The organism is Marinilabilia salmonicolor (genome assembly GCF_003003035.1).
GTDB classification, from domain to species: Bacteria; Bacteroidota; Bacteroidia; order Bacteroidales; family Marinilabiliaceae; genus Marinilabilia; species Marinilabilia salmonicolor_A.
In genome coordinates this window covers 85,294-104,272 of sequence record NZ_PVTS01000003.1, presented here as the reverse complement: position 1 = coordinate 104,272, position 18,979 = coordinate 85,294, and the positions used below count along the sequence as shown (strand labels likewise).

The 18,979-nt window shown below is 44.3% G+C and carries 17 protein-coding genes and 1 tRNA gene; 10 read left to right on the top strand and 8 right to left on the bottom strand.

The window, feature by feature from the left end:
- Positions 1–10: 10 nt before the first annotated feature.
- Positions 11–1,072 (bottom strand): bifunctional diaminohydroxyphosphoribosylaminopyrimidine deaminase/5-amino-6-(5-phosphoribosylamino)uracil reductase RibD, encoded by a 1,062-nt coding sequence (ribD, locus tag BY457_RS03830; protein ID WP_106152007.1) that lies wholly within the window; start codon positions 1,070–1,072, stop codon positions 11–13.
- Positions 1,073–1,104: 32 nt separating this feature from the next.
- On the opposite strand from ribD, the gene prmC reads away from it, so the two are divergent.
- Entirely contained in the window at positions 1,105–1,965 is an 861-nt protein-coding gene (prmC, locus tag BY457_RS03825) for a peptide chain release factor N(5)-glutamine methyltransferase (protein WP_106152006.1), read from the top strand.
- Here the strand turns inward: prmC and BY457_RS03820 are convergent.
- From BY457_RS03820 to BY457_RS03795, 6 genes are all read right to left on the bottom strand, one after another.
- A complete protein-coding gene (locus tag BY457_RS03820; protein WP_106152005.1) occupies positions 1,924–2,544 on the bottom strand; it encodes an acyl carrier protein phosphodiesterase in 621 nt (206 codons plus the stop codon). The genes prmC and BY457_RS03820 overlap by 42 nt on opposite strands.
- A 39-nt stretch (positions 2,545–2,583) precedes the next feature.
- Complete coding sequence (gene pfkA, locus BY457_RS03815) at positions 2,584–3,564, bottom strand: 6-phosphofructokinase (protein ID WP_106152004.1); 981 nt, start codon at positions 3,562–3,564, stop codon at positions 2,584–2,586.
- 413 nt (positions 3,565–3,977) lie between these two features.
- Complete coding sequence (locus BY457_RS03810; RefSeq protein WP_106152003.1) at positions 3,978–4,868, bottom strand: 4-hydroxy-3-methylbut-2-enyl diphosphate reductase; 891 nt, start codon at positions 4,866–4,868, stop codon at positions 3,978–3,980.
- A 25-nt stretch (positions 4,869–4,893) separates the two neighbouring features.
- Entirely contained in the window at positions 4,894–5,607 is a 714-nt protein-coding gene (cmk, locus tag BY457_RS03805; protein ID WP_219885132.1) for a (d)CMP kinase, read from the bottom strand.
- Positions 5,608–5,700: 93 nt separating this feature from the next.
- Entirely contained in the window at positions 5,701–6,729 is a 1,029-nt protein-coding gene (porQ, locus tag BY457_RS03800) for a type IX secretion system protein PorQ (RefSeq protein ID WP_106152002.1), read from the bottom strand.
- A 144-nt stretch (positions 6,730–6,873) separates the two neighbouring features.
- Entirely contained in the window at positions 6,874–7,359 is a 486-nt protein-coding gene (locus tag BY457_RS03795; RefSeq protein WP_106152001.1) for a YkgJ family cysteine cluster protein, read from the bottom strand.
- A gap of 138 nt (positions 7,360–7,497) precedes the next feature.
- On the opposite strand from BY457_RS03795, the gene BY457_RS18960 reads away from it, so the two are divergent.
- The 5 genes from BY457_RS18960 (at position 7,498) to BY457_RS03775 (ending at position 12,986) form a co-directional block, all read left to right on the top strand.
- Positions 7,498–7,782: a hypothetical protein gene (locus BY457_RS18960; RefSeq protein ID WP_181256339.1), complete on the top strand. Its 285-nt coding sequence runs from the start codon at positions 7,498–7,500 to the stop codon at positions 7,780–7,782.
- Between the two features lie 165 nt (positions 7,783–7,947).
- Positions 7,948–9,393, top strand: a complete 1,446-nt coding sequence (gene rpoN / locus BY457_RS03790; protein WP_106152000.1) for an RNA polymerase factor sigma-54 — start codon at positions 7,948–7,950, stop codon at positions 9,391–9,393.
- A 37-nt stretch (positions 9,394–9,430) separates the two neighbouring features.
- Positions 9,431–10,036, top strand: coding sequence for a hypothetical protein (locus BY457_RS03785; RefSeq protein WP_106151999.1), 606 nt, complete (start codon positions 9,431–9,433; stop codon positions 10,034–10,036).
- Between the two features lie 86 nt (positions 10,037–10,122).
- Positions 10,123–10,962 carry a hypothetical protein gene (locus BY457_RS03780; protein ID WP_106151998.1) on the top strand — a complete coding sequence of 280 codons (840 nt, stop codon included), beginning with the start codon at positions 10,123–10,125 and terminating at the stop codon, positions 10,960–10,962.
- Complete coding sequence (locus BY457_RS03775) at positions 10,959–12,986, top strand: ComEA family DNA-binding protein (RefSeq protein ID WP_258176571.1); 2,028 nt, start codon at positions 10,959–10,961, stop codon at positions 12,984–12,986. The genes BY457_RS03780 and BY457_RS03775 overlap by 4 nt, the downstream gene beginning before the upstream one ends.
- A 4-nt stretch (positions 12,987–12,990) precedes the next feature.
- Here the strand turns inward: BY457_RS03775 and recQ are convergent, their stop codons facing one another.
- Positions 12,991–15,171 (bottom strand): DNA helicase RecQ, encoded by a 2,181-nt coding sequence (recQ, locus tag BY457_RS03770; RefSeq protein WP_106151997.1) that lies wholly within the window; start codon positions 15,169–15,171, stop codon positions 12,991–12,993.
- A 326-nt stretch (positions 15,172–15,497) separates the two neighbouring features.
- On the opposite strand from recQ, the gene tatC reads away from it, so the two are divergent.
- The 4 genes from tatC (at position 15,498) to tig (ending at position 18,942) form a co-directional block, all read left to right on the top strand.
- Positions 15,498–16,319: a twin-arginine translocase subunit TatC gene (tatC, locus tag BY457_RS03765; RefSeq protein WP_106151996.1), complete on the top strand. Its 822-nt coding sequence runs from the start codon at positions 15,498–15,500 to the stop codon at positions 16,317–16,319.
- Positions 16,320–16,331: 12 nt separating this feature from the next.
- Complete coding sequence (lptB, locus tag BY457_RS03760) at positions 16,332–17,099, top strand: LPS export ABC transporter ATP-binding protein (RefSeq protein ID WP_106151995.1); 768 nt, start codon at positions 16,332–16,334, stop codon at positions 17,097–17,099.
- A 75-nt stretch (positions 17,100–17,174) separates the two neighbouring features.
- Positions 17,175–17,256, top strand: a tRNA-Leu gene (locus tag BY457_RS03755).
- 309 nt (positions 17,257–17,565) lie between these two features.
- Positions 17,566–18,942, top strand: a complete 1,377-nt coding sequence (gene tig / locus BY457_RS03750) for a trigger factor (protein WP_106151994.1) — start codon at positions 17,566–17,568, stop codon at positions 18,940–18,942.
- Positions 18,943–18,979 lie beyond the last annotated feature (37 nt).

The following is an 18,979-nucleotide window of genomic DNA, read 5'->3' as shown; positions in this document are numbered from 1 at the left end:
GAAACTGTTTCTAATATAACGATTTGTTTCGATAAATGAACAAACGACTATTGCCAAATTTCTCCCAGGCTTCGGGTTTTTGTCTTATTTTGGGCGCTTCAACGCCCGATACAAACCATTTTTCCCCAATAAATACGCGCGCTTCATCCCATAAGCCTGCATCGGTAAAAGCATTGAGTAGTATGCCCCCGCCTTCGACCATGACAGATTGAATTCCCCTCCGGTAGAGTTCCTCGAGAACTGCAAGCAGAGGGTTTTCTGTGTCGGTGAGATAAACGGTTTCCACATTTTCGGATACAGGGGTTCCTTCTTCTGAAAATACGAGCGTAGGCGTTTTCCCGTTAAATAAGGTGAGGGTATGCGGTAATTTTCCAAATCGATCGAGTACCAGTCGTAACGGATTGGGGCCCGACCAGTCACGTACCGTAAGAGACGGGTTATCTTTGAGTGCGGTAACCGTTCCGACCAGGATGGAGGGTTCGGTTCGGCGCCATTTATGCACCATGCGACGTGCCCAGTCATCGGTAATCCAGGTGGGGCGTGCCTCATCCAGCACTGTACGGTCAATATCGAGATAGCCGTCTCTGGTCTGAGCCCATTTCAGCAGGATATAGGGCCGCTTTTGTTCGTGAAAGGTAAAGAAACGCCGATTGAGTTCGCGACTTTCCGCTTCTAATACATCTACGGTTACATCCACTCCTGCCGAACGCAGCATCTCAATGCCACGTCCTGCCACCTTTGAGAATGTATCGGTACACCCCACCACCACCCGGGGGATTTTTTTCTGACGAATAAGCAGCGAGCAGGGGGGTGTTTTCCCATAGTGGGCGCAAGGCTCAAGGTTGACATATAAAGTGGCTTCACGAAGCAACGACTCGTCCTTTACCGCATTGATGGCATTCACTTCGGCATGTGGCTCTCCGGCTTTTCGATGGTATCCTTCTCCGATGATTTTTCCGTTGTGCACAATGACACTTCCAACCATGGGGTTGGGATATGTGTTGCCTTCCGCTTTTTTTGCAAGGTCAATGCACCGCTGCATATATAATTTGTCTTGGCGTTGTGCTTCCATGTTTCTATTTTTACGTTTTCAAACCAGTAATCATGCAATCAACCGTAAAAGAGATTATCCGTCAATTCAGAGAAGAACTATCCCCGATTTACAATGTGCATGAAGCCTTTCAGTTTGTCTGGCTCATCTTTGACCACCTTCATGGCTGGACAAAAACCGATTTGTTGCTTCGTGATGATACAAAATTAACCGATTCCGACCAGTTATTTGTAGAAAATGCCCTGGAAAGATTAAAAAACCACGAACCTGTTCAGTATATTCTTGGAGAAACGGAGTTTTTCGGACTTCCCTTTGAGGTAAATCCGTCCGTTTTGGTACCGCGCCCCGAAACCGAGGAACTGGTGGAATGGATTTTGGAAAGTGTAAAATCGGATAAGCCGATACGAATTCTGGACATTGGCACAGGCAGCGGGTGCATCGCTGTCTCTTTGGCCAGGCATCTGCCCGGAGCAATTGTCACTGCCTGGGATGTTTCATCAGAAGCATTGAAGGTTGCAGAGTTCAATGCACGCAATAATGAGGCTGTCGTTTCTTTTGTGCAGAAAGATGTGTTGACAACCACGCCCGAAGAGATGGAGGGGTATGATATTATCGTGAGCAACCCTCCCTATGTTCGGGAACAGGAAATGGAGCTGATGAAAGAAAATGTGCTGAATCATGAACCTCATCTTGCCCTTTTTGTGAAAGACCATGACCCGTTACTATTTTACCGGCATATTACACGGTTGGCCGCCGTCAGTTTATCCGCTGATGGTTTGTTGTTTTTTGAAATAAATCGTGATATGGGCCGGGAAACAGTGGAATTACTTTCTGAAAACGGATTTCGTGAGCCGGAACTGCGAAAAGATTTGTCAGGAAACTTCCGAATGCTCAAAGCTTTGGGTCCTGCCTGATGTTTCTAAAAAATGGTGGGATGAGTCAATCATATCTGCCATAAACCGGTTGAATTGTTCGGTTAAAAGATCATAATGTTTTTCCAGTTGCTGCAAGGCATAGTCGGTATGCTCCGGAAGTGATGAATTGGCAGACATAATCCGGAGGGTTCGTTCCACTCCTTCAAATGTCTGATAGTTTTCCAGGCGACGGCTTTTTATCAGAAATGGTAAGAACTGTTTGACCCTGGGAGGCAGGGAGAAATAGTGACGCATCAGAATCCTGTGCGATTTGTTGACGAAACTTTTCAGTGATTCATTGGAGTAATTGCTCCATTGAGCTGCCAAAAGATGGTCGTAAATGATGTCTCCCACCACTCCGGAATAGCGGCGGTAACCTTCTCTGAAACATCCTGAACTTTCACGAAATACAGGGTGTGCATCTGTATAAGTATCAATATGTCTGTGCAAAAGAATACCTGTTTGCACACGGTCGGGGTAACGTAAAAATCTTTTCCCTTTGACATGGTCGCCGATAAAGTTGCCAACCATTACCAATGGATCATTGTCAGACAGGTATAAATGTGCGAGATAGTTCATATTTCTTCAACAGTCGGTACTCCCTTTTGTTTCCGTCATTTATATCGACAGAATTTTTGTGATTTCCAGAAGCTGAGGGTTGAGGGGTTTCTTATTTTTCAGCGCTTCTGAAAAGGGAGTCAACACAACCTGATTATTGGTCAGGCCCACCATTACATCTTCCTGATTGTCAAGTAAAGCTTCCACTGCCGAAATGCCCATCCGACTGGCTATAACCCGGTCGAATGCCGATGGAGAGCCACCCCGCTGAAGATGTCCGAGAATTGTTACCCGCACATCGTATTCGGGATGTTCTTTGCCTACCTGTTCGGCGATTTTCAAAGCACCACCGATCTCATCGCCTTCCGATACCAGTACAATGCTGCTTGTTTTCTTTTTACTGAAACCCGTTTGCAGGAAATGCTCCAGTTGGTCAAAATCTGTTTTTACCTCGGGCACCAATATGGCTTCAGCTCCTGAGGCAATTCCACTTCGAAGAGCCAGAAATCCTGCATCACGGCCCATTACTTCAATGAAAAACAACCGGCTGTGGGCTGTGGCGGTATCTCTTATTTTATCAACTGCCTCCACAACGGTATTCAGGGCGGTGTCGTATCCGATGGTGTAATCGGTTCCGTATAAATCATTGTCGATGGTTCCGGGAATTCCAACTATCGGAAAATGGTGTTCCTCGCCAAAAATGCGGGCCCCGGTAAACGTGCCGTCTCCGCCTATTACCACAAGGGCATCAATGCCCCGTTTTTTCAGGTTTGTAATGGCATTTTTTCTTCCTTTCTCTGTTCTGAAATCCATGCTACGGGCCGATTTGAGGAAGGTTCCTCCCGACTGAATGATGTTGCTGACCGAATTGGATTGTAATTCTTCCATGTCGTCATCAATCAAACCCTGATAGCCGCGTTTGATGCCGAAAACTTTCAGATTGTAATAGATGCATGCACGCACAACGGCCCGAATGGCGGCATTCATTCCCGGGGCATCACCACCCGATGTCAGTACTGCAACACTTTTTATGGAAGTCATAAATGAATTGTTTTGAATGTTTGATTCTCTCAAATATAACAAAAAGGTTTTGTTTTTATTAGAGAACCACCCGGCGATGTTTGAGGGGAGTATCTATTGCAATTTATGCGAGTGCTTTCGCCCCAATAGGGCTCCGTTTTAATTAACTCCATTAACCATAGGGCGATGCCCTATGCTATTGCTCTGAGGCCGTTGGCCTCTTTGGGGTGGTTTCAAAATGGACATATTTTTAAATCCTCACAAGGTTCATTCCCACCAGGGAAATGCAATTTTCACCTCATAAATCTCAACTCATGATAAAAAAATAGTTTTGTAACTGAGTATGGTATGCGCCCTGAAAGGGAACAAGAACCGGCATGGGGCAACGCCCTATGGATTTAGTAATGGTGTGAGATAGAGCACTGAAGAATCGGTTAAAATGTCCGGATTTTTTCAGCAACCACTTCCATTAACCAGGCGGGAGTGGATGTTGCACCACAAACACCCACGCTGCGGGGCCCGGAGGCAAACCAAAGGGATTGAAGGTCTTCGGGGCTGCTGATGAAGTGAGTTTGCGAATTAACAGCGAGGCAGGATTTGTAAAGAGACTGCGCATTGCTGCTTTTGGCGCCTCCCACAAAGATTACAATGTCATGCTTTTGGGCAAATCTTTGCAAATGTGGAGCCCGGTTGGATACCTGCCGGCAGATGGTGTCATTAATTTTTACTTCTACATTGCTGAGGGCTCTTCTGCGTATGGCCTCGGCAATATTTTTAAAAACGTCCGGACTTTTAGTGGTTTGTGAGAATAGCACAACCGGCCTGCTCGGATCAATCAGTCTGACATCCTCTTCTTTTTCCAGAATAATAGCTTCATGGTTGGTTTGACCTGACAAGCCTTTTACCTCTGCGTGACCAATCTTTCCGAATATGGCAATTTGTCCTTTTTTTTCTTTCATCTCCTCATAAGCGGCTCGCACTCTTTGTTGCAGTTTTAGAACTACGGGGCAGGTCGCATCTATCAGGTTTAACCCTTTATCTTTGATTTTTTGATACGATTCGGGTGGTTCTCCATGTGCTCTGAAAAAGACTGTTCCTTCTTTCATCTTTTCCAGGTCATTATGGTCAATGGTTTGCATTCCCTTTTCGTTGAGTCTTTTTACCTCCAGGTCGTTGTGAACAATGTCCCCCAGAGAGTATATGGTTCCGTTGTTGTTAATTTCTTCTTCTGCTTTGCTGATGGCACGCACTACGCCAAAACAAAATCCCGATTGGTCGTCTATTTCCACATGAAGTGGTTGATTGTTGTTTACAGAAGAATCCATTTATAACTTGTTTGAATCGTTGTTATTATCTTTTAGAAATGTCAACTCCCATTTCAGTTAGCTGGTCAAGAATCCAATCCAGCTGCTCCTGAGGAGAGAGCTGGCTGTTGTCCAGTACCACTGCATCTTCTGCCTGTCTTAGCGGACTTTCCTTTCGGGTGCTGTCCATCAAATCACGCTCTTCAACATTCTTGAGAACTTCTTCGAAGGAGGGATTTTGTCCTTTGGCTTTCATCTCGTCAAAACGACGCTGTGCTCTTATTTCCGGAGCTGCCGTCATGAATATTTTCAGGTCAGCATTGGGAAAAACCACTGTTCCGATGTCCCTTCCGTCAAGAACCACTCCTCCTTTTTCTCCCATCAGTTGCTGCAGCTCTACCAGTCTTTTCCTGACAAACCCAAGGGCACTGATTGGACTGACGTTGTTGCTTACCTCCAGATTTCTAATCTCTGCTTCCACATTTTCTCCGTTCAGCCAGGTGTCATTGGTTCCTTTGTTGAGATTGGTGCGAAACCTGATGTCAATATCATCAAGTGAAGATTTTAGACCATCCTCATCTATCTTTCCGTTTGCAATGAGGTTTTTGCGAAGAGCGTATAAGGTAACTGCCCGGTACATTGCTCCTGTGTCGATGTAAGCAATCTTCAAAAGTCTTGCCAGATCTTTGGCAACGGTGCTTTTACCACATGATGAATGGCCATCGATGGCAATGATCAGGGAGTGAATATCTTTCGTCATAATTGTTTTTTAGAGATGCCTGACAAAGATAATGATAATGAGAAGAAATTCCGGTCTTACCCCAAAACAGGAAACAAACCCCGAACCCAAAACTCAGAACTCCGAAATATTGGTTGTGATAGAAAAATGATTTGAAGATGAGGCCAAATGATACCGGGCCGAGCTATAAGCAAAATGGAATTTATAAACCCGGAATCCAAAACCCCAGGAATAACCTACTGTGGATACTTTTGAATCCACTCTGAGTTCCTGACGACGTCGTGGATTTAGCCCTGCGGCCACATAAAAATTCTTTGAGGGGAGAAACTCTACTCCGAAAATAAGGTGACGCAACAATTGATCTCCAAACCCGGCATTGGCACTCTCGGGTTGAGGAACATTTATTCCGTAATCATTTTCCGGGATTTCGTAATCCAATGATCCTGAGAGTAGGTCACGGGCGGTGACAGAAAACCGGAACGGGGCATGGGCCAGCTGAGTGGAAAATCCTATTTGCAGGTCGGGAGGGAGTGAGGCGGCGGAAGTTTCCCCGTAGCTGCTGATTTGGCGCCCCCCGTTTCTTAGCAGGGCTCCGGCATGAAAACGGCCATTGGCATGGTGATAGGTGACTCCTGCATCGAAGGCAATTCCCCATGAATTATAGGTCTCTATGGTACTGAAAACAGGCTTGAAAGTAAGGCCTGCAGTAAACAGGGGAGATAATTTCTTTGAATAGCCCAGGAAAACGACTGTTTCGGAGGCGCTGAAATTTCCTTGTATTTCACCATTTTCGTCAGCCATAATTATGTCGCCATAGCTCAGGTGGTTTATGCCTGCAAAGAAAGTCCCTGTGCCCGGAAGGTCGTAGGCAAAACTACCATATCCGTAATTGATGTCGGCAATGTAGGGGGAGTAGCCCAGTGAAAAATTTTTGTGCAGGGACGAGTCTGCCAGGGCCGGGTTGAATAAAGCCAGAGACGGATCGTTGTCTGTGAGGGCTACCTGGTGCCCACCCAGGGCTGACATCCGTGCTGAAGGGGTGAGGTGTAAAATCCCGAATGTTGATTCCCCTCCTTGCTGGGCGGCTGAGGAGATAGATAACAGTAAAAGTGTTACTACAAAAGATGTTATTTTTTGTCCCATTGGCTGACCTGTCTGGTATGATCTAAAAAACAAACGGCATTATCAATTGGTTTATTGTCAGCAAAATTAGCATAAAACCGTGAAACGAGCATGTTTAAAAGAATATTAGGATTAAGATTATTGCAGTGTGTGTAAGTCAGTAGCCTATTGATATTCTTTCCTGAGTTCCTCCACGATTTCCAGAACCGCCGGACATACCAGTGTATTGCGCCAGGTGAGTTTTAGTATCTGATGGAAACGCGCCCGGTCTGTGTGTGGATATTCACGACATGCACGGGGTCTTACTTCATAGATCATGCAATAATTGTCGGGCATCAGAAAAGGACATGGCGTTTTTCGAAACACATAATCACCCTCCTCATCCAGTTGCAAATATTGCTCGATCATTTGAGACGGTTTCAGTTTCAGGTGTTTCGCGATTCGGTCGATGTCGCGGTCAATGACAATGGGGCTGGTGGTTTTGCAACAATTGGCACACTCCAGGCAATTGATGTGATCAAATGCATCGTTGTGCAACTGATGTACTACCTTATCCAGATTTTTGGGTTTCCGACGCCTGATTTTTTCCAGAAAAGCTTTATTGCCTTTGGATCGGTTTTGCGATTCTTCCTTGAATTTTTCTAAATCCATGTGTATTCTAAAGTGAACGATTTTTTGAGAACAAAGATGATTTTTTTATTTTTAATTTGATAATGTACCATCTAACCTGATTTTATGAAAACTTACAGAACTTAATTATTCAACATTTTTGGCATATTATTTTTGGGGGTGGCTTTTTTTATTTCACTATTGTGGATTTTTTATGATTGGGAAGAAGCAATGGATTCCCTGGATAATATGCTTATTCCCAGAGCCATTACGGGAATTATTTTTCCTTTGTTTCATTTGCAGAGATTAAAATATCTTGACATGGCAAATATGGCACCACCTGAATTTAAAGATGTCCGAAAAAGGGTATTCAATTTTGATTCTGGTCGTTTTGATTGGGTAAATGAGTATTTTGGTGGCGAGCGTAACGCAGCAAGTGGTACTTTATGGACAAACACTATTTAGATTGTTTTCAGGTCAGTATAAAACAAAAAAACCTCATTAAATCTGTCAATTTATCTCATTACAACCCTTTAATGTTTCCTGATTTGCCGAATTTACTGTAATTTTGTGAAAGACGGGCCCGGTATTTGTTATAGATTGTCTCGTCTTTTTAAACCGAATCAGGGAATGTTAAAACAGAGTTTACAACAAAAATTGCTGCAGAAGCTGTCGCCACTTCAGATTCAGGTGATTAAGCTTTTAGAGATTCCGACTACCCAGCTGGAACAGCGGATTAAAGAGGAGTTGGAGGAGAACCCTGTGCTCGAGCTTGAGCGTGATTCCCATGACCCTGATGAAGAAGATACCAGCACCGAAACGGACAATGAGAAAGATGAAATGTCCATCGATGCGTATATCCAAAATGAAGATATTCCGGCCTATAAATTAAGTTCCCGGAACTTTTCCAAAGATGATAAACAGGAAGATGTTCCCTTTTCTTCAGGAACCACTTTTCATGAGCATCTGGTAGGTCAGATGGGGCTGCGTATCATGGATGATCGTCAGGCTCTGATTGCCGAATACATCATCGGTAATATTGATGAAGATGGTTACCTGCGCCGCGAAGTAGATGAGGTTATTGATGATCTGGCTTTTGCTCAGAATGTGGAAGTTGATGAAAAGGAAGCTTTGGAAGTGCTGCGGATGGTTCAGGATTTTGATCCTCCCGGTGTTGGAGCCCGTGATCTTAGGGAATGTCTGTTGTTGCAGCTTGATCGTAAAGATCATGACGATCCGTTGGTGGAGAAAGCTCATCATCTGATAAAGCATCATTTTGATGAATTCACCCGGAAGCATTACGACAAGATTGAAAAACGGATGCACCTGGAAGAGGGTGAACTGAAAGATATTCTTGAGGAAATTCTGCATCTCAATCCCAAGCCGGGTAGCTCATACAGCAATCCGGTGACCAAAACCGTTCAGCACATTATTCCCGATTTCATTTTGGATATTGAAGACGGCAAACCCCGCTTGTCACTGAATAACCGCAATGTTCCGGAGTTGCGCATCAGCCATACCTATGCCGAGATGTTTGAAGATTACCAGGCCAATAAAAAGAATCAGAGCAAAGAGAAGAAGGAGGCGCTGATGTTTGTTAAGCAGAAACTCGACTCGGCCAAGTGGTTCATAGATGCCATCAGACAGCGACAAAATACATTGATGACCGTAATGCAATCCATTCTGGATTATCAATACGATTATTTTCTGGAAGGGGATGAGACCAGATTGCGCCCGATGATTCTTAAAGATATTGCGGAACGTACCGATTTGGATATTTCCACGGTTTCCCGGGTGTCAAACAGTAAATACATTCAGACCCATTTCGGAATTTTCCCGCTGAAGTATTTCTTTTCAGAAGGGCTGCAAACTGATTCAGGGGAAGAGGTCTCCACACGTGAAATAAAGAGTATCTTGCAGGATTGCATTGACAATGAAGATAAAAGGAAGCCTTTGACTGATGACAAACTGGCTAAAATCCTACAGGAAAAGTCATACAATATTGCCAGACGGACAGTGGCCAAATATCGTGAGCAACTCAATATTCCCGTGGCACGCTTGCGAAAAGAGTGGTAAATTTCAGGGTCGCTGACAAACCTATATATTTTTGCGCATGAAGCTATTCAGCAAAATTCTCTCCATCGTTTTTCATCCCATGTTGATGCCAACACTGGGATTGTTCTTCATTTTTAGTGCAGGGACTCACCTTTCGTATATGCCTTTTGAGGTAAAACGATTGGTTTATATGATTGTCATTATTTCTTCCTGTCTGCTTCCTGTCTCTCTGCTTCCTCTTTTCCTGCAGATGAAGGTGATAAAAAGTTTTAAGATGGAAACCGCGAGGGAGCGCGTTTATCCGGTACTGGTGACAGGCCTCTTCTATTTTTTGGGTTATTTCTTTTTACGGCGGTTGAATATTTCTCCGTTGATTGAGAATTTTGTGCTTTCCATATTGGTGGCAGTGTTGCTTGCAGCGGCCATCTCATTCTTTTGGAAAATAAGTTTGCATGCCATTGCTGTGGGCGGAATTACCGCTGTACTGGCCGCCATGATGTTTAAATACGGAGTGGATCTGGTCTTGCTTGTTTCATTGATGGTGCTGATTTCAGGCCTCACTACAATGGCGCGTCTTTATCTGAATGCCCATTCTCCTTCGCAGGTTTACGCAGGGTATGCAACCGGTTTTATAATCGTTTTTTTGGGAACTCTGCTGGGCTGAACCTCTTTTACCGGGAGGGTTGCGTTGTATTTGTTAATTGATTAACTTGCAGATAATCATTGACAAACCCGTAATCCTAACCTCCAATGAAAAGAAAACTGTTTCTGACAGGGCTTTTCTGTTTGGTCATGTTATTTGCCAACGCCCAGCAATACGATTTTCCATCCCCTGTTTCTTTTTCTCCCGGCTTGTCAGGTACTTCCGATACTACGGTCTGGTCCTTGTTTTCTAATCCTTCCGGTATTTGCGATGTGGGGCACATTGCAGCAGGATGTGGTTACCACAATTCATTTCTGATCGAAGCTCTCTCCTCTCAAACTGTATTTGTGGTAGTTCCTTTGTCTCTTTTTCATGCAGGTATCGCTTATTCACGGTTTGGAAATGAGCTTTTCAATCAGCAGCATTTTTCTGTTTCCATGGCTCGGGATATTGCCCCTTATTTGAAAATGGGGGTAAGGTTTCGTTATTTAATTCGAACCATTCAAAACACTGAAGGAGCAGAGGTTTTTACCGTCGATGCAGGATTCTCGTTTGATGTCTCGGATGATGTTGTATTGTCGGTGTACAGTCGGAATCCGGCGGGACAGTCACTGAAAGATGATTTTTCAGAGCAACCGTTGCCATCGTTTCTGGCACTGGCTTGTAATGTGAAGCTGTCTCCTGTGTTTAATATTACTGCAGATCTTTCTCACCGAAACGATTTGTCACGCCAGCTATATGGTTTCATGATGTCAGCAAGGGTTCATTCATTGGTTGAGTTGCGAAGTTCAGTATCTGCAAAGCCGGTGCGTCTTGGCTTTGGAGCTTCCGTGTGGTGGGAAGGATTTGAGCTTACTTTGGCAGCCAGTCACCACGACCGGCTGGGATTGTCATCCACTGCAGGTATTGTTTGGCATCTTCCGGCAAAGAGAGGAGGTGGAAAGTGAATCTGCCCGATTGGAAAGCTATTCTGTACATTGTTGTGGTTTTTATTTGCCCAATTGATGGGTTTACACAGCTAAATGAAGGCATTCAGGAGTGGGCAGAGGAGGTGGCATCGGTTTATGCCGAGGAGACAGATACAGAAGACCTCTCCTTTTTGATTGAGCAACTGACAGACCTGGCAACTAATCCCATTAATTTGAATGTGGCAGGGCGTGAAGAGTTGGAACAGATATTTTTTCTGACCGATATTCAGGTTGAGAATATCCTCTTTAAAAGATATGTCAACGGCCCTTTTCTTACTATTTATGAACTTCAGGCTGTGGAGGGATTGCCGGTGGAAGTCATTCAAAAAATGGAGCCATTGATTTATTTGGGGGCCACGAAAAAGAAGGTCGGGAAATTCCGCTTGTGGGGAGATTCATTTATGAGGGTGGGTCACCAATTGGAAAGAGTGCAGGGGTTTGAACCTGATGAATCAGGCGAAAGTGCCTATCTGGGAGACCGTTTTAGCTTATATAAAAGGACTCAGTTGGAGACGAACCGGAATGTGTCAGCCGGTATAATTGCGGAAAAAGACCCCGGTGAACCCATGTTTGGCCGGGGTATTGATGGCATTGACCTGATGTCGGGGTACATTCACTATGAAAATGATAAAGGTTTGCTCAGAGAAGCCCTGGCCGGAAGATATTCCGCCAGTGCGGCTCAGGGATTGGTGCTTCAGTCGGGAATGCCGGTGCGAAAAAGCAGCATGACCACCAGTATCCGAAACAGGCGGGCCTCTTTCAGGTCTTCTTTGTCGGCATCCGAAGCCACCGGACTGGAGGGTGGCTATGCTGTGTTGGGATATAAGTTGTTTGAAATTACTCCGTTTTACTCCCTCAAACGCAGGGATGGTCGGTTGAATGAAGCCGGAGAACCTACAACCCTTCGGGAAGATGGATTCCACCGCACGGACACAGAGATTTCTCAACGTCATAATGTGAAAGAACAAATTACAGGAGTTAAAGCTTCCTGGTCGGGCGGTTGGTTGAATCTGGAGGCAGGGTATTTAAACTATCAGCTCGACAGGCCGTTGAAGAGAGCTATTCATCCATACAATCAGTTTTATTTTACGGGCCAAGAGACCGATAACTGTTGGCTGGGGTATGTAGTTAGTCGTAAAAACCTGTTGTTTTTTGGGGAGTTGGCCATCAATGAGCTGGAGAATTTTGCACTTTACAACGGACTGGTGTGGGGGGCTGCGCCCGGTTTTTCGCTCTCCCTGAGTCACCGAAAAATATCCATGTATTACAAGGCCCCTTTGGCAGGGCCGATGACAGAAAGTGGCAGTTTTCAGGGCGAGAGCGGTTTTTATTGTGGTATCCGTTGGGAACTGCCATGGCAAATGGTGTTTGGCTCCTATTTTGATTACTATGAGTTCAGATGGCTGCGCTTTCGGGTTGATGCTCCATCTTCCGGGTTCGACTGGCTGGGGAATTTGGAGAAAAGTTTTAGCAGGACCGGCAAACTTCAGTTAAAATTCCGATACAGAGAGAAACCGGTGAATTGGGACGAAGGGCTTTCTGCCAATGGCATCGGGCAACAAAAGTATAATCAATTGAAAATTCAGTACCGCCAGAAAATTAATCCCGGTTGGCAGTTTACTTCCCAGATGCAGTGGCATTTTGTGAATGAGGGAGCGGAAAATCATGAGGGGCAGATGGTAGCTCAGGATCTGAAATGGAACAATGAGAAACAGACCATCACTCTGACCGGACGGTTGGCTTTTTTCTCTGCTTCAGGTTATGAGGCCCGGCTCTATTCGTACGAGCCTCATGTTTTGTATATGTTCTCGGTGCCTGCATATTCGGGTAAGGGAAGCCGCTATTTGCTGATGGGCAATTTCAAAATTGCTCCCAATCTGCACCTATGGCTCCGTGCCGCCCGCTGGAAATATGACGATCGGGATGTAATTGGTTCCGGAAATCAGCAGGTGAATTCCAACCGAAAGACAGAATTGACCTTTCAGGTTCGGTTAAAATTTTAGCGATTTAGTTCCCAACCTCCGAAATAAATTTGATGCGGACCATTCTTACCTCTTCTTCCGAGTATTCATCCTCGCCCAGTTCATCAAGCGCTGCACCAATGTCATCGGTTTCTGCATCCTCCTTAAAATAGTAGAAAATGTCATCCCGGTGTTCCTCATCCATAACCTGGTCGATGTAATAATCGATGTTTACCCGGGTTCCTGAATAGACAATGGATTCTATTTCCTGAAGAAGCTCAGTTAGCTCAATACCTTTTGAGTTTGCAATATCTTCCAGCGATACCTGACGGTCGATGCTCTGGATAATGCTGACTTTGGACTTACTTTTGTTGGCCACGGTTTTGACCACCAAATCCATAGGGCGTTCTATCTCATTCTCATCCACATGTCGCTGGATCAGATCTACGAAGTCTTTTCCGAAACGTCTGGCTTTTCCCGCACCGACTCCCGGCATGTTCTGAAGTTCTTCGAGGGTCACCGGGTAGTAAGTGGACATGGCCTCCAGTGATGGATCCTGGAAAATAACAAATGGTGGAAGATTTTTCTTTTTTGAGATTTTCTTCCGCAGATCTTTAAGCATGGAAAAAAGGACGGTGTCCACCGCTGCAGTTCCTCCTCCGGAACGAGTCTCTTCCTCCATTTCATCGTAATCATGGTCGCGAGCAATCATGATGCTGTAGGGCTTCTCGATATACTGAAGACCTTTTTCCGTCATTTTAAGCAGACCGTAGCTTTCAATATCTTTGGACAGGAGTCCGGCAACCAATGCCTGACGTGTTACTGCGTGCCAGAACTTTTCGTCTTCCTCGCCCCCGCATCCGAAGATGTCCAGTTCGTGATGATGGTACGACTTAATAATGCTGGTCACTTTGCCAATCATGACCTGAATGATGTGCTCCGTTTTAAACCGTTCCTTCAATTCATTTACAACTTTCAGGAGCTTGACGATGTGGTCTTTCCCCTCAAATTGTTCTTTCGGGTGAACACAGTTGTCACAGGTGCTGCAATTTTCCTCGGTGTAAGTTTCACCAAAATAGTGGAGCAGCATCTTGCGACGGCAGACGGATGACTCGGCGTATGCAACGGTTTCGAGTAACAGCTGTTTCCCTATTTCCTGTTCTGCCAGGGGTTTTCCCTGCATGAATTTTTCCAGCTTTTGAATATCCTTGTAGCTGTAGAAGGCAATACAACGGCCTTCTCCACCATCTCGACCGGCACGTCCGGTCTCCTGGTAATATCCTTCCAGACTTTTGGGGATGTCATAGTGAATGACAATACGTACATCCGGTTTGTCAATTCCCATTCCAAAAGCAATGGTCGCCACAATTACATCAACCTCCTCCATCAGGAACTTATCCTGATTGCCCGACCGGGTAGCGGCATCCATCCCGGCATGGTACGGAAGGGCCTTGATGCCGTTAACGATGAGCGTTTCGGCCAGTTCTTCCACCTTCTTTCGGCTCAGGCAGTAAATGATGGCCGATTTGCCGGTATTTTCCTTCAGTATTTTTATAATCTCCCGGGTGGCATTTACTTTAGGTCTTACTTCATAGAAAAGGTTTGCTCTGTTAAAGGAAGACTTATAAACGTGGGCATTTAACATACCCAGGTTTTTTTGTATGTCGTGCTGAACCTTTGGTGTTGCAGTAGCTGTCAGTGCAATTACCGGGGCTTCTCCTATTTCACTGATGATGGGGCGTATTCTTCGGTATTCGGGGCGGAAATCATGTCCCCACTCCGAAATACAGTGGGCTTCATCTACCGCATAGAAAGAGATCTTTACCTGCTTCAGAAACTGAATATTGTCCTCCTTGGTCAGTGATTCCGGAGCAACATATAACAGGCGTGTTTTTCCGGAGATAACATCATCTTTAACTTGCTGGATGGCAGATTTTGTCAGTGACGAGTTCAGAAAATGAGCAATTCCGTCATCTTCGCTGAAGTTACGCATAGCGTCCACCTGATTCTTCATCAGGGCAATCAGAGGAGATATAATGATGGCGGTTCCGTCGAGGATGAGCGCAGGCAGCTGGTAGCAAAGAGATTTACCACCCCCTGTGGGCATCAGCACAAAAGTGTCATTGCCGTCCAGAACGTTTTGAATAATCGCTTCCTGGTTTCCTTTAAATGTGTCGAAACCAAAATGGCGCTTTAAATAACTGCTAAGGTCAACTTGCTTAGTCATAACGAATTCGAACTATTCATAATTTTCAACACAAAATCAGTCTGTTTATGCTCCTTTTTCTTTTTTTGACCCACAAAGCAAACAAAATTAATGGATTATTTAGAAATTCGATACGATCAACTGATTTTTATAGTCTTTTTTACTTTTTAATTCTCCGGGTGTTTTCCTTCCCCGCCCTTTTAAAAGTGTCTTAAGTTTTCTTTATTTATTAAAAGGGTATTGCCTAATTCTTATTGAAGGTATAAAATAACCTCAGTAAAAACAAATTATTTAGAAAGTGTTTTTATCTTCGCATTCATGTTTAACGGATCAGAGAATAAGTAAAAATGGGAAAAACAGACCGGGAGGAAATGTCTTTTTTGGAGCACCTTGAGGAACTCAGATGGCACCTGGTGCGGTCCTTTTTATACATTTTTGTTTTTGCTGTTCTGGCTTTTATATTTAAAAATATTGTTTTTGATGTCATTCTTCTGGGGCCTGGAAATCCCGATTTTTTTACCAATCAACTGCTTTGCGGGCTTGCTACAGATTTTAATCTTCCGGCGCTTTGTATCAATAAAGAACAATTGTCATTGCAAAATATTAATATGACGGGCCAGTTTACCACGCATTTGTGGATCTCTTTTCTGGCCGGTATAATTGTGGCTTTTCCGCTTATTTTCTGGGAATTCTGGAGGTTTATCAAGCCTGCACTTTACAAGGAGGAGGTACAGCACAGCCGTGGGGCTATTTTCTTTGCCTCCATTCTTTTTAGCATCGGCATTCTTTTTGCTTATTATGTGATCAGTCCGTTGTCGGTGCATTTTTTAGGCAACTATCAGGTGAGCGATAAGGTGGAGAATATTGTGAACCTGGGATCATATATCGGCACCGTTTCATCAATTATTCTGGCCAGTGGTATTTTGTTTGAGTTGCCCATGTTTATTTATTTTATGAGCAAGGTCGGGTTGGTTACAGCTGATACACTGAAAAAGTATCGCAGGCACTCTGTTGTTGTAACGCTTGCATTGGCAGCCATTATTACTCCGCCTGATGTGATTAGCCAGATTTTGGTTTGTTTGCCGTTGATCCTGCTTTATGAGGCAGGCATAATAATTGCGAGAGGAGTGGAGAGAAAAAAGCAGAAGGAACTGGCCCGAATGGGTTAAATAGATCGGTTTATGGAAGAGCATAGAATGAAATTACATACAGATACGCTCATTAAGAGGTATCGCAACCGAACAGTGGTTAAAGGGGTGTCGGTAGAGGTAAATCAGGGAGAGATTGTTGGTTTGCTGGGGCCCAACGGGGCCGGTAAGACCACCACTTTTTATATGATTGTTGGATTGATTACCCCTAATGACGGAAAGATTTATCTGGATCAGGAGGAAATTACCAATGAGCCGGTTTATCGCAGAGCTCAGAAAGGTATCGGTTACCTCGCCCAGGAGGCTAGTGTCTTCCGTAAGCTTAGCGTGGAGGATAATATCAGGGCGGTTCTGGAAATGACTAAATACTCCAAGGAGTATCAAAAGGAACGTCTGGAAGAGTTGATTGGTGAGTTTGGTTTGGGGCATATTCGTAAAAGCCTTGGTATTCAGCTGTCAGGAGGAGAGCGCCGAAGAACTGAAATTGCGCGGGCCCTGGCCATCAACCCCAGTTTTATTTTGCTGGATGAGCCCTTTGCCGGAGTTGATCCTATTGCGGTACGCGATATTCAGGAAATTGTGGCCCGATTGAAATATAAGAATATCGGGATTCTGATTACCGATCACAATGTACACGAAACTTTGTCCATTACCGACCGTGCTTACCTGCTGTTCGAAGGAGATATTCTTAAGGCCGGTTCGGCCGAGGAGCTTGCCGAAGACCCTGATGTAAGAAGGGTTTATCTTGGTGATGACTTTGAATTGAAGCGACGTAATTTTGATCATGCAAAGAACTCCTGAAACGGATTGCAAGAAAAATGATTTTTTTCTTGCAAATTGAAATAAAATAACCGTACTTTGCAACCGCAAAATCAGGCGGACGTGGCGTAATTGGTAGCCGCGCTAGATTTAGGATCTAGTGCCGAGAGGCGTGTGGGTTCGAGTCCCTCCGTCCGCACAAATAAAAAAATAACCGCCTTGGGTGGCCGCTGGTCGCAAAAGGCGGTTTTTTTAATGGCTCTAATGTGCCCCGAAAAACAGGTTAAAATAATAAAAAATTGTCCGGCGGGAGATTTCCGGTTTGGCAACTTGTAAATGCTTCATTATCTTTGCACTCGTTTTTGTCTCGCCAGAGAACTTTGAAAGTTTGTGGTTTTTGACAATACGGCCTTATTAATAGTTTTTCGAAACCGATCAACTGTAGGTTTGCTTTATTGTATAACGGTGGTTGGTTTAATGTTGGCTAAAAATTGAAAATTGTTTTCACATGAACATTGAGAAAGAACAAATTGATGATTTGAATGCCGTTGTGCATATCACCCTTGAGAAGGACGATTATGAACCACGGGTAGAAACTGTCTTGAAAGATTACAGAAAGAAAGTGAATATGCCCGGATTTCGTCCCGGAAAGGTTCCTGCCAGTCTGGTGAAAAAGATGTATGGTAAGGCCGTTTTGGTTGATGAAATCAATAAACTGGTTTCTGAAAATCTTTCCTCTTATATCACAGAGAATAAACTTGATATTCTTGGCGAACCATTGCCTTCTGAAAAACAACAAACCATCGACTTTGATAATGATGAGCAGTTTAAGTTTTCATTCGACCTGGGCTTGACTCCCGAGGTGGAGGTGAAACTCACCAAGCGCGAAAAGCTGCCTTTCTACAATATTGAGGTTACTGATGACATGCTGGATGGTCAGAAGAAGAATGTGACCAGCCGTTTCGGTACCACCGAGCCACGAGAGGAGGCAGGTGAGAAAAGTATGCTGAAGGGTGACTTTGTACAGCTTGATCAGAAGGGTGAGCCTTTGGAAGATGGCATTAAAGCTGAAGATGCTGTGATGTCCACTGCTATTATCAAGACTGAAAAGGAGAAAAAGAAAATTGTTGGAGCTAAAGTTGGTGATGAGATTGTCTTTGAGCCAAAGAAAGCTTTTCCCAACGATACAGAGATCTCTTATCTGCTGAAAATTTCCAAGGAAGAAGCTGCTGCACTTGAAGGGAAATTCAGGTTTACCGTTAAGGAAATCACCGAATATATTGATCCTGAGTTGAACCAGGAGCTTTTTGATAAGATCTTCGGGCCCGGAAAAGTGACCAATGAAGAGGAGTTCACCGCTCAGGTGAAAGAGGACCTTGAGAATACCCTGAAAATGGAATCTGAGTACAAGTTTACGCTTGATGCCAAAGAGAAATTGATGGGTAAGGTTGATATGAAGCTTCCTGAGGAATTTCTGAAGCGCTGGATTAAGGCTACCAATCAGAATAAGGAAGAGCAGGATTTTACAGATGAGCAAATCGATCAGGAAATGCCTCGCTTCCTCGAAGATCTTAAGTGGCAGATTGTTCGCAATCAGCTGATTAAAGAAAATGATCTGAAAGTAGAGCAGCAGGATGTAATTGATTTTGCCAAGAAATCTGCCAAACTTCAGTTTATGCAATACGGGCTCAACAATGTTCCCGATGAGCACATCGAAAGTTATGCCATGGATATGCTGAAAAATGAAGATCAGCAACGTAGCATGGCTGAAGGTGCCATCAACGATAAAGTGATGGACTTTGTGAAAGAGGCTGTTAAGATAGAAGAGAAAGAAGTTTCAAGAGACGAATTCAATAAATTGTTTGAAAAGAGTCAAAAGAAATAGTGATAACAGACGCTCCGTCATTCCGCTGAGGACGACG

Excerpts from the sequence above, each read along its gene's own strand:
- ribD (WP_106152007.1), bottom strand. The coding sequence starts at position 1,072 with ATGGAAGCACAACGCCAAGACAAATTATATATGCAGCGGTGCATTGAC.
- prmC (WP_106152006.1), top strand. The coding sequence starts at position 1,105 with ATGCAATCAACCGTAAAAGAGATTATCCGTCAATTCAGAGAAGAACTA.
- BY457_RS03820 (WP_106152005.1), bottom strand. The coding sequence starts at position 2,544 with ATGAACTATCTCGCACATTTATACCTGTCTGACAATGATCCATTGGTA.
- pfkA (WP_106152004.1), bottom strand. The coding sequence starts at position 3,564 with ATGACTTCCATAAAAAGTGTTGCAGTACTGACATCGGGTGGTGATGCC.
- BY457_RS03810 (WP_106152003.1), bottom strand. The coding sequence starts at position 4,868 with ATGGATTCTTCTGTAAACAACAATCAACCACTTCATGTGGAAATAGAC.
- cmk (WP_219885132.1), bottom strand. The coding sequence starts at position 5,607 with ATGACGAAAGATATTCACTCCCTGATCATTGCCATCGATGGCCATTCA.
- porQ (WP_106152002.1), bottom strand. The coding sequence starts at position 6,729 with ATGGGACAAAAAATAACATCTTTTGTAGTAACACTTTTACTGTTATCT.
- BY457_RS03795 (WP_106152001.1), bottom strand. The coding sequence starts at position 7,359 with ATGGATTTAGAAAAATTCAAGGAAGAATCGCAAAACCGATCCAAAGGC.
- rpoN (WP_106152000.1), top strand. The coding sequence starts at position 7,948 with ATGTTAAAACAGAGTTTACAACAAAAATTGCTGCAGAAGCTGTCGCCA.
- BY457_RS03785 (WP_106151999.1), top strand. The coding sequence starts at position 9,431 with ATGAAGCTATTCAGCAAAATTCTCTCCATCGTTTTTCATCCCATGTTG.
- BY457_RS03780 (WP_106151998.1), top strand. The coding sequence starts at position 10,123 with ATGAAAAGAAAACTGTTTCTGACAGGGCTTTTCTGTTTGGTCATGTTA.
- recQ (WP_106151997.1), bottom strand. The coding sequence starts at position 15,171 with ATGACTAAGCAAGTTGACCTTAGCAGTTATTTAAAGCGCCATTTTGGT.
- tatC (WP_106151996.1), top strand. The coding sequence starts at position 15,498 with ATGGGAAAAACAGACCGGGAGGAAATGTCTTTTTTGGAGCACCTTGAG.
- lptB (WP_106151995.1), top strand. The coding sequence starts at position 16,332 with ATGGAAGAGCATAGAATGAAATTACATACAGATACGCTCATTAAGAGG.
- tig (WP_106151994.1), top strand. The coding sequence starts at position 17,566 with ATGAACATTGAGAAAGAACAAATTGATGATTTGAATGCCGTTGTGCAT.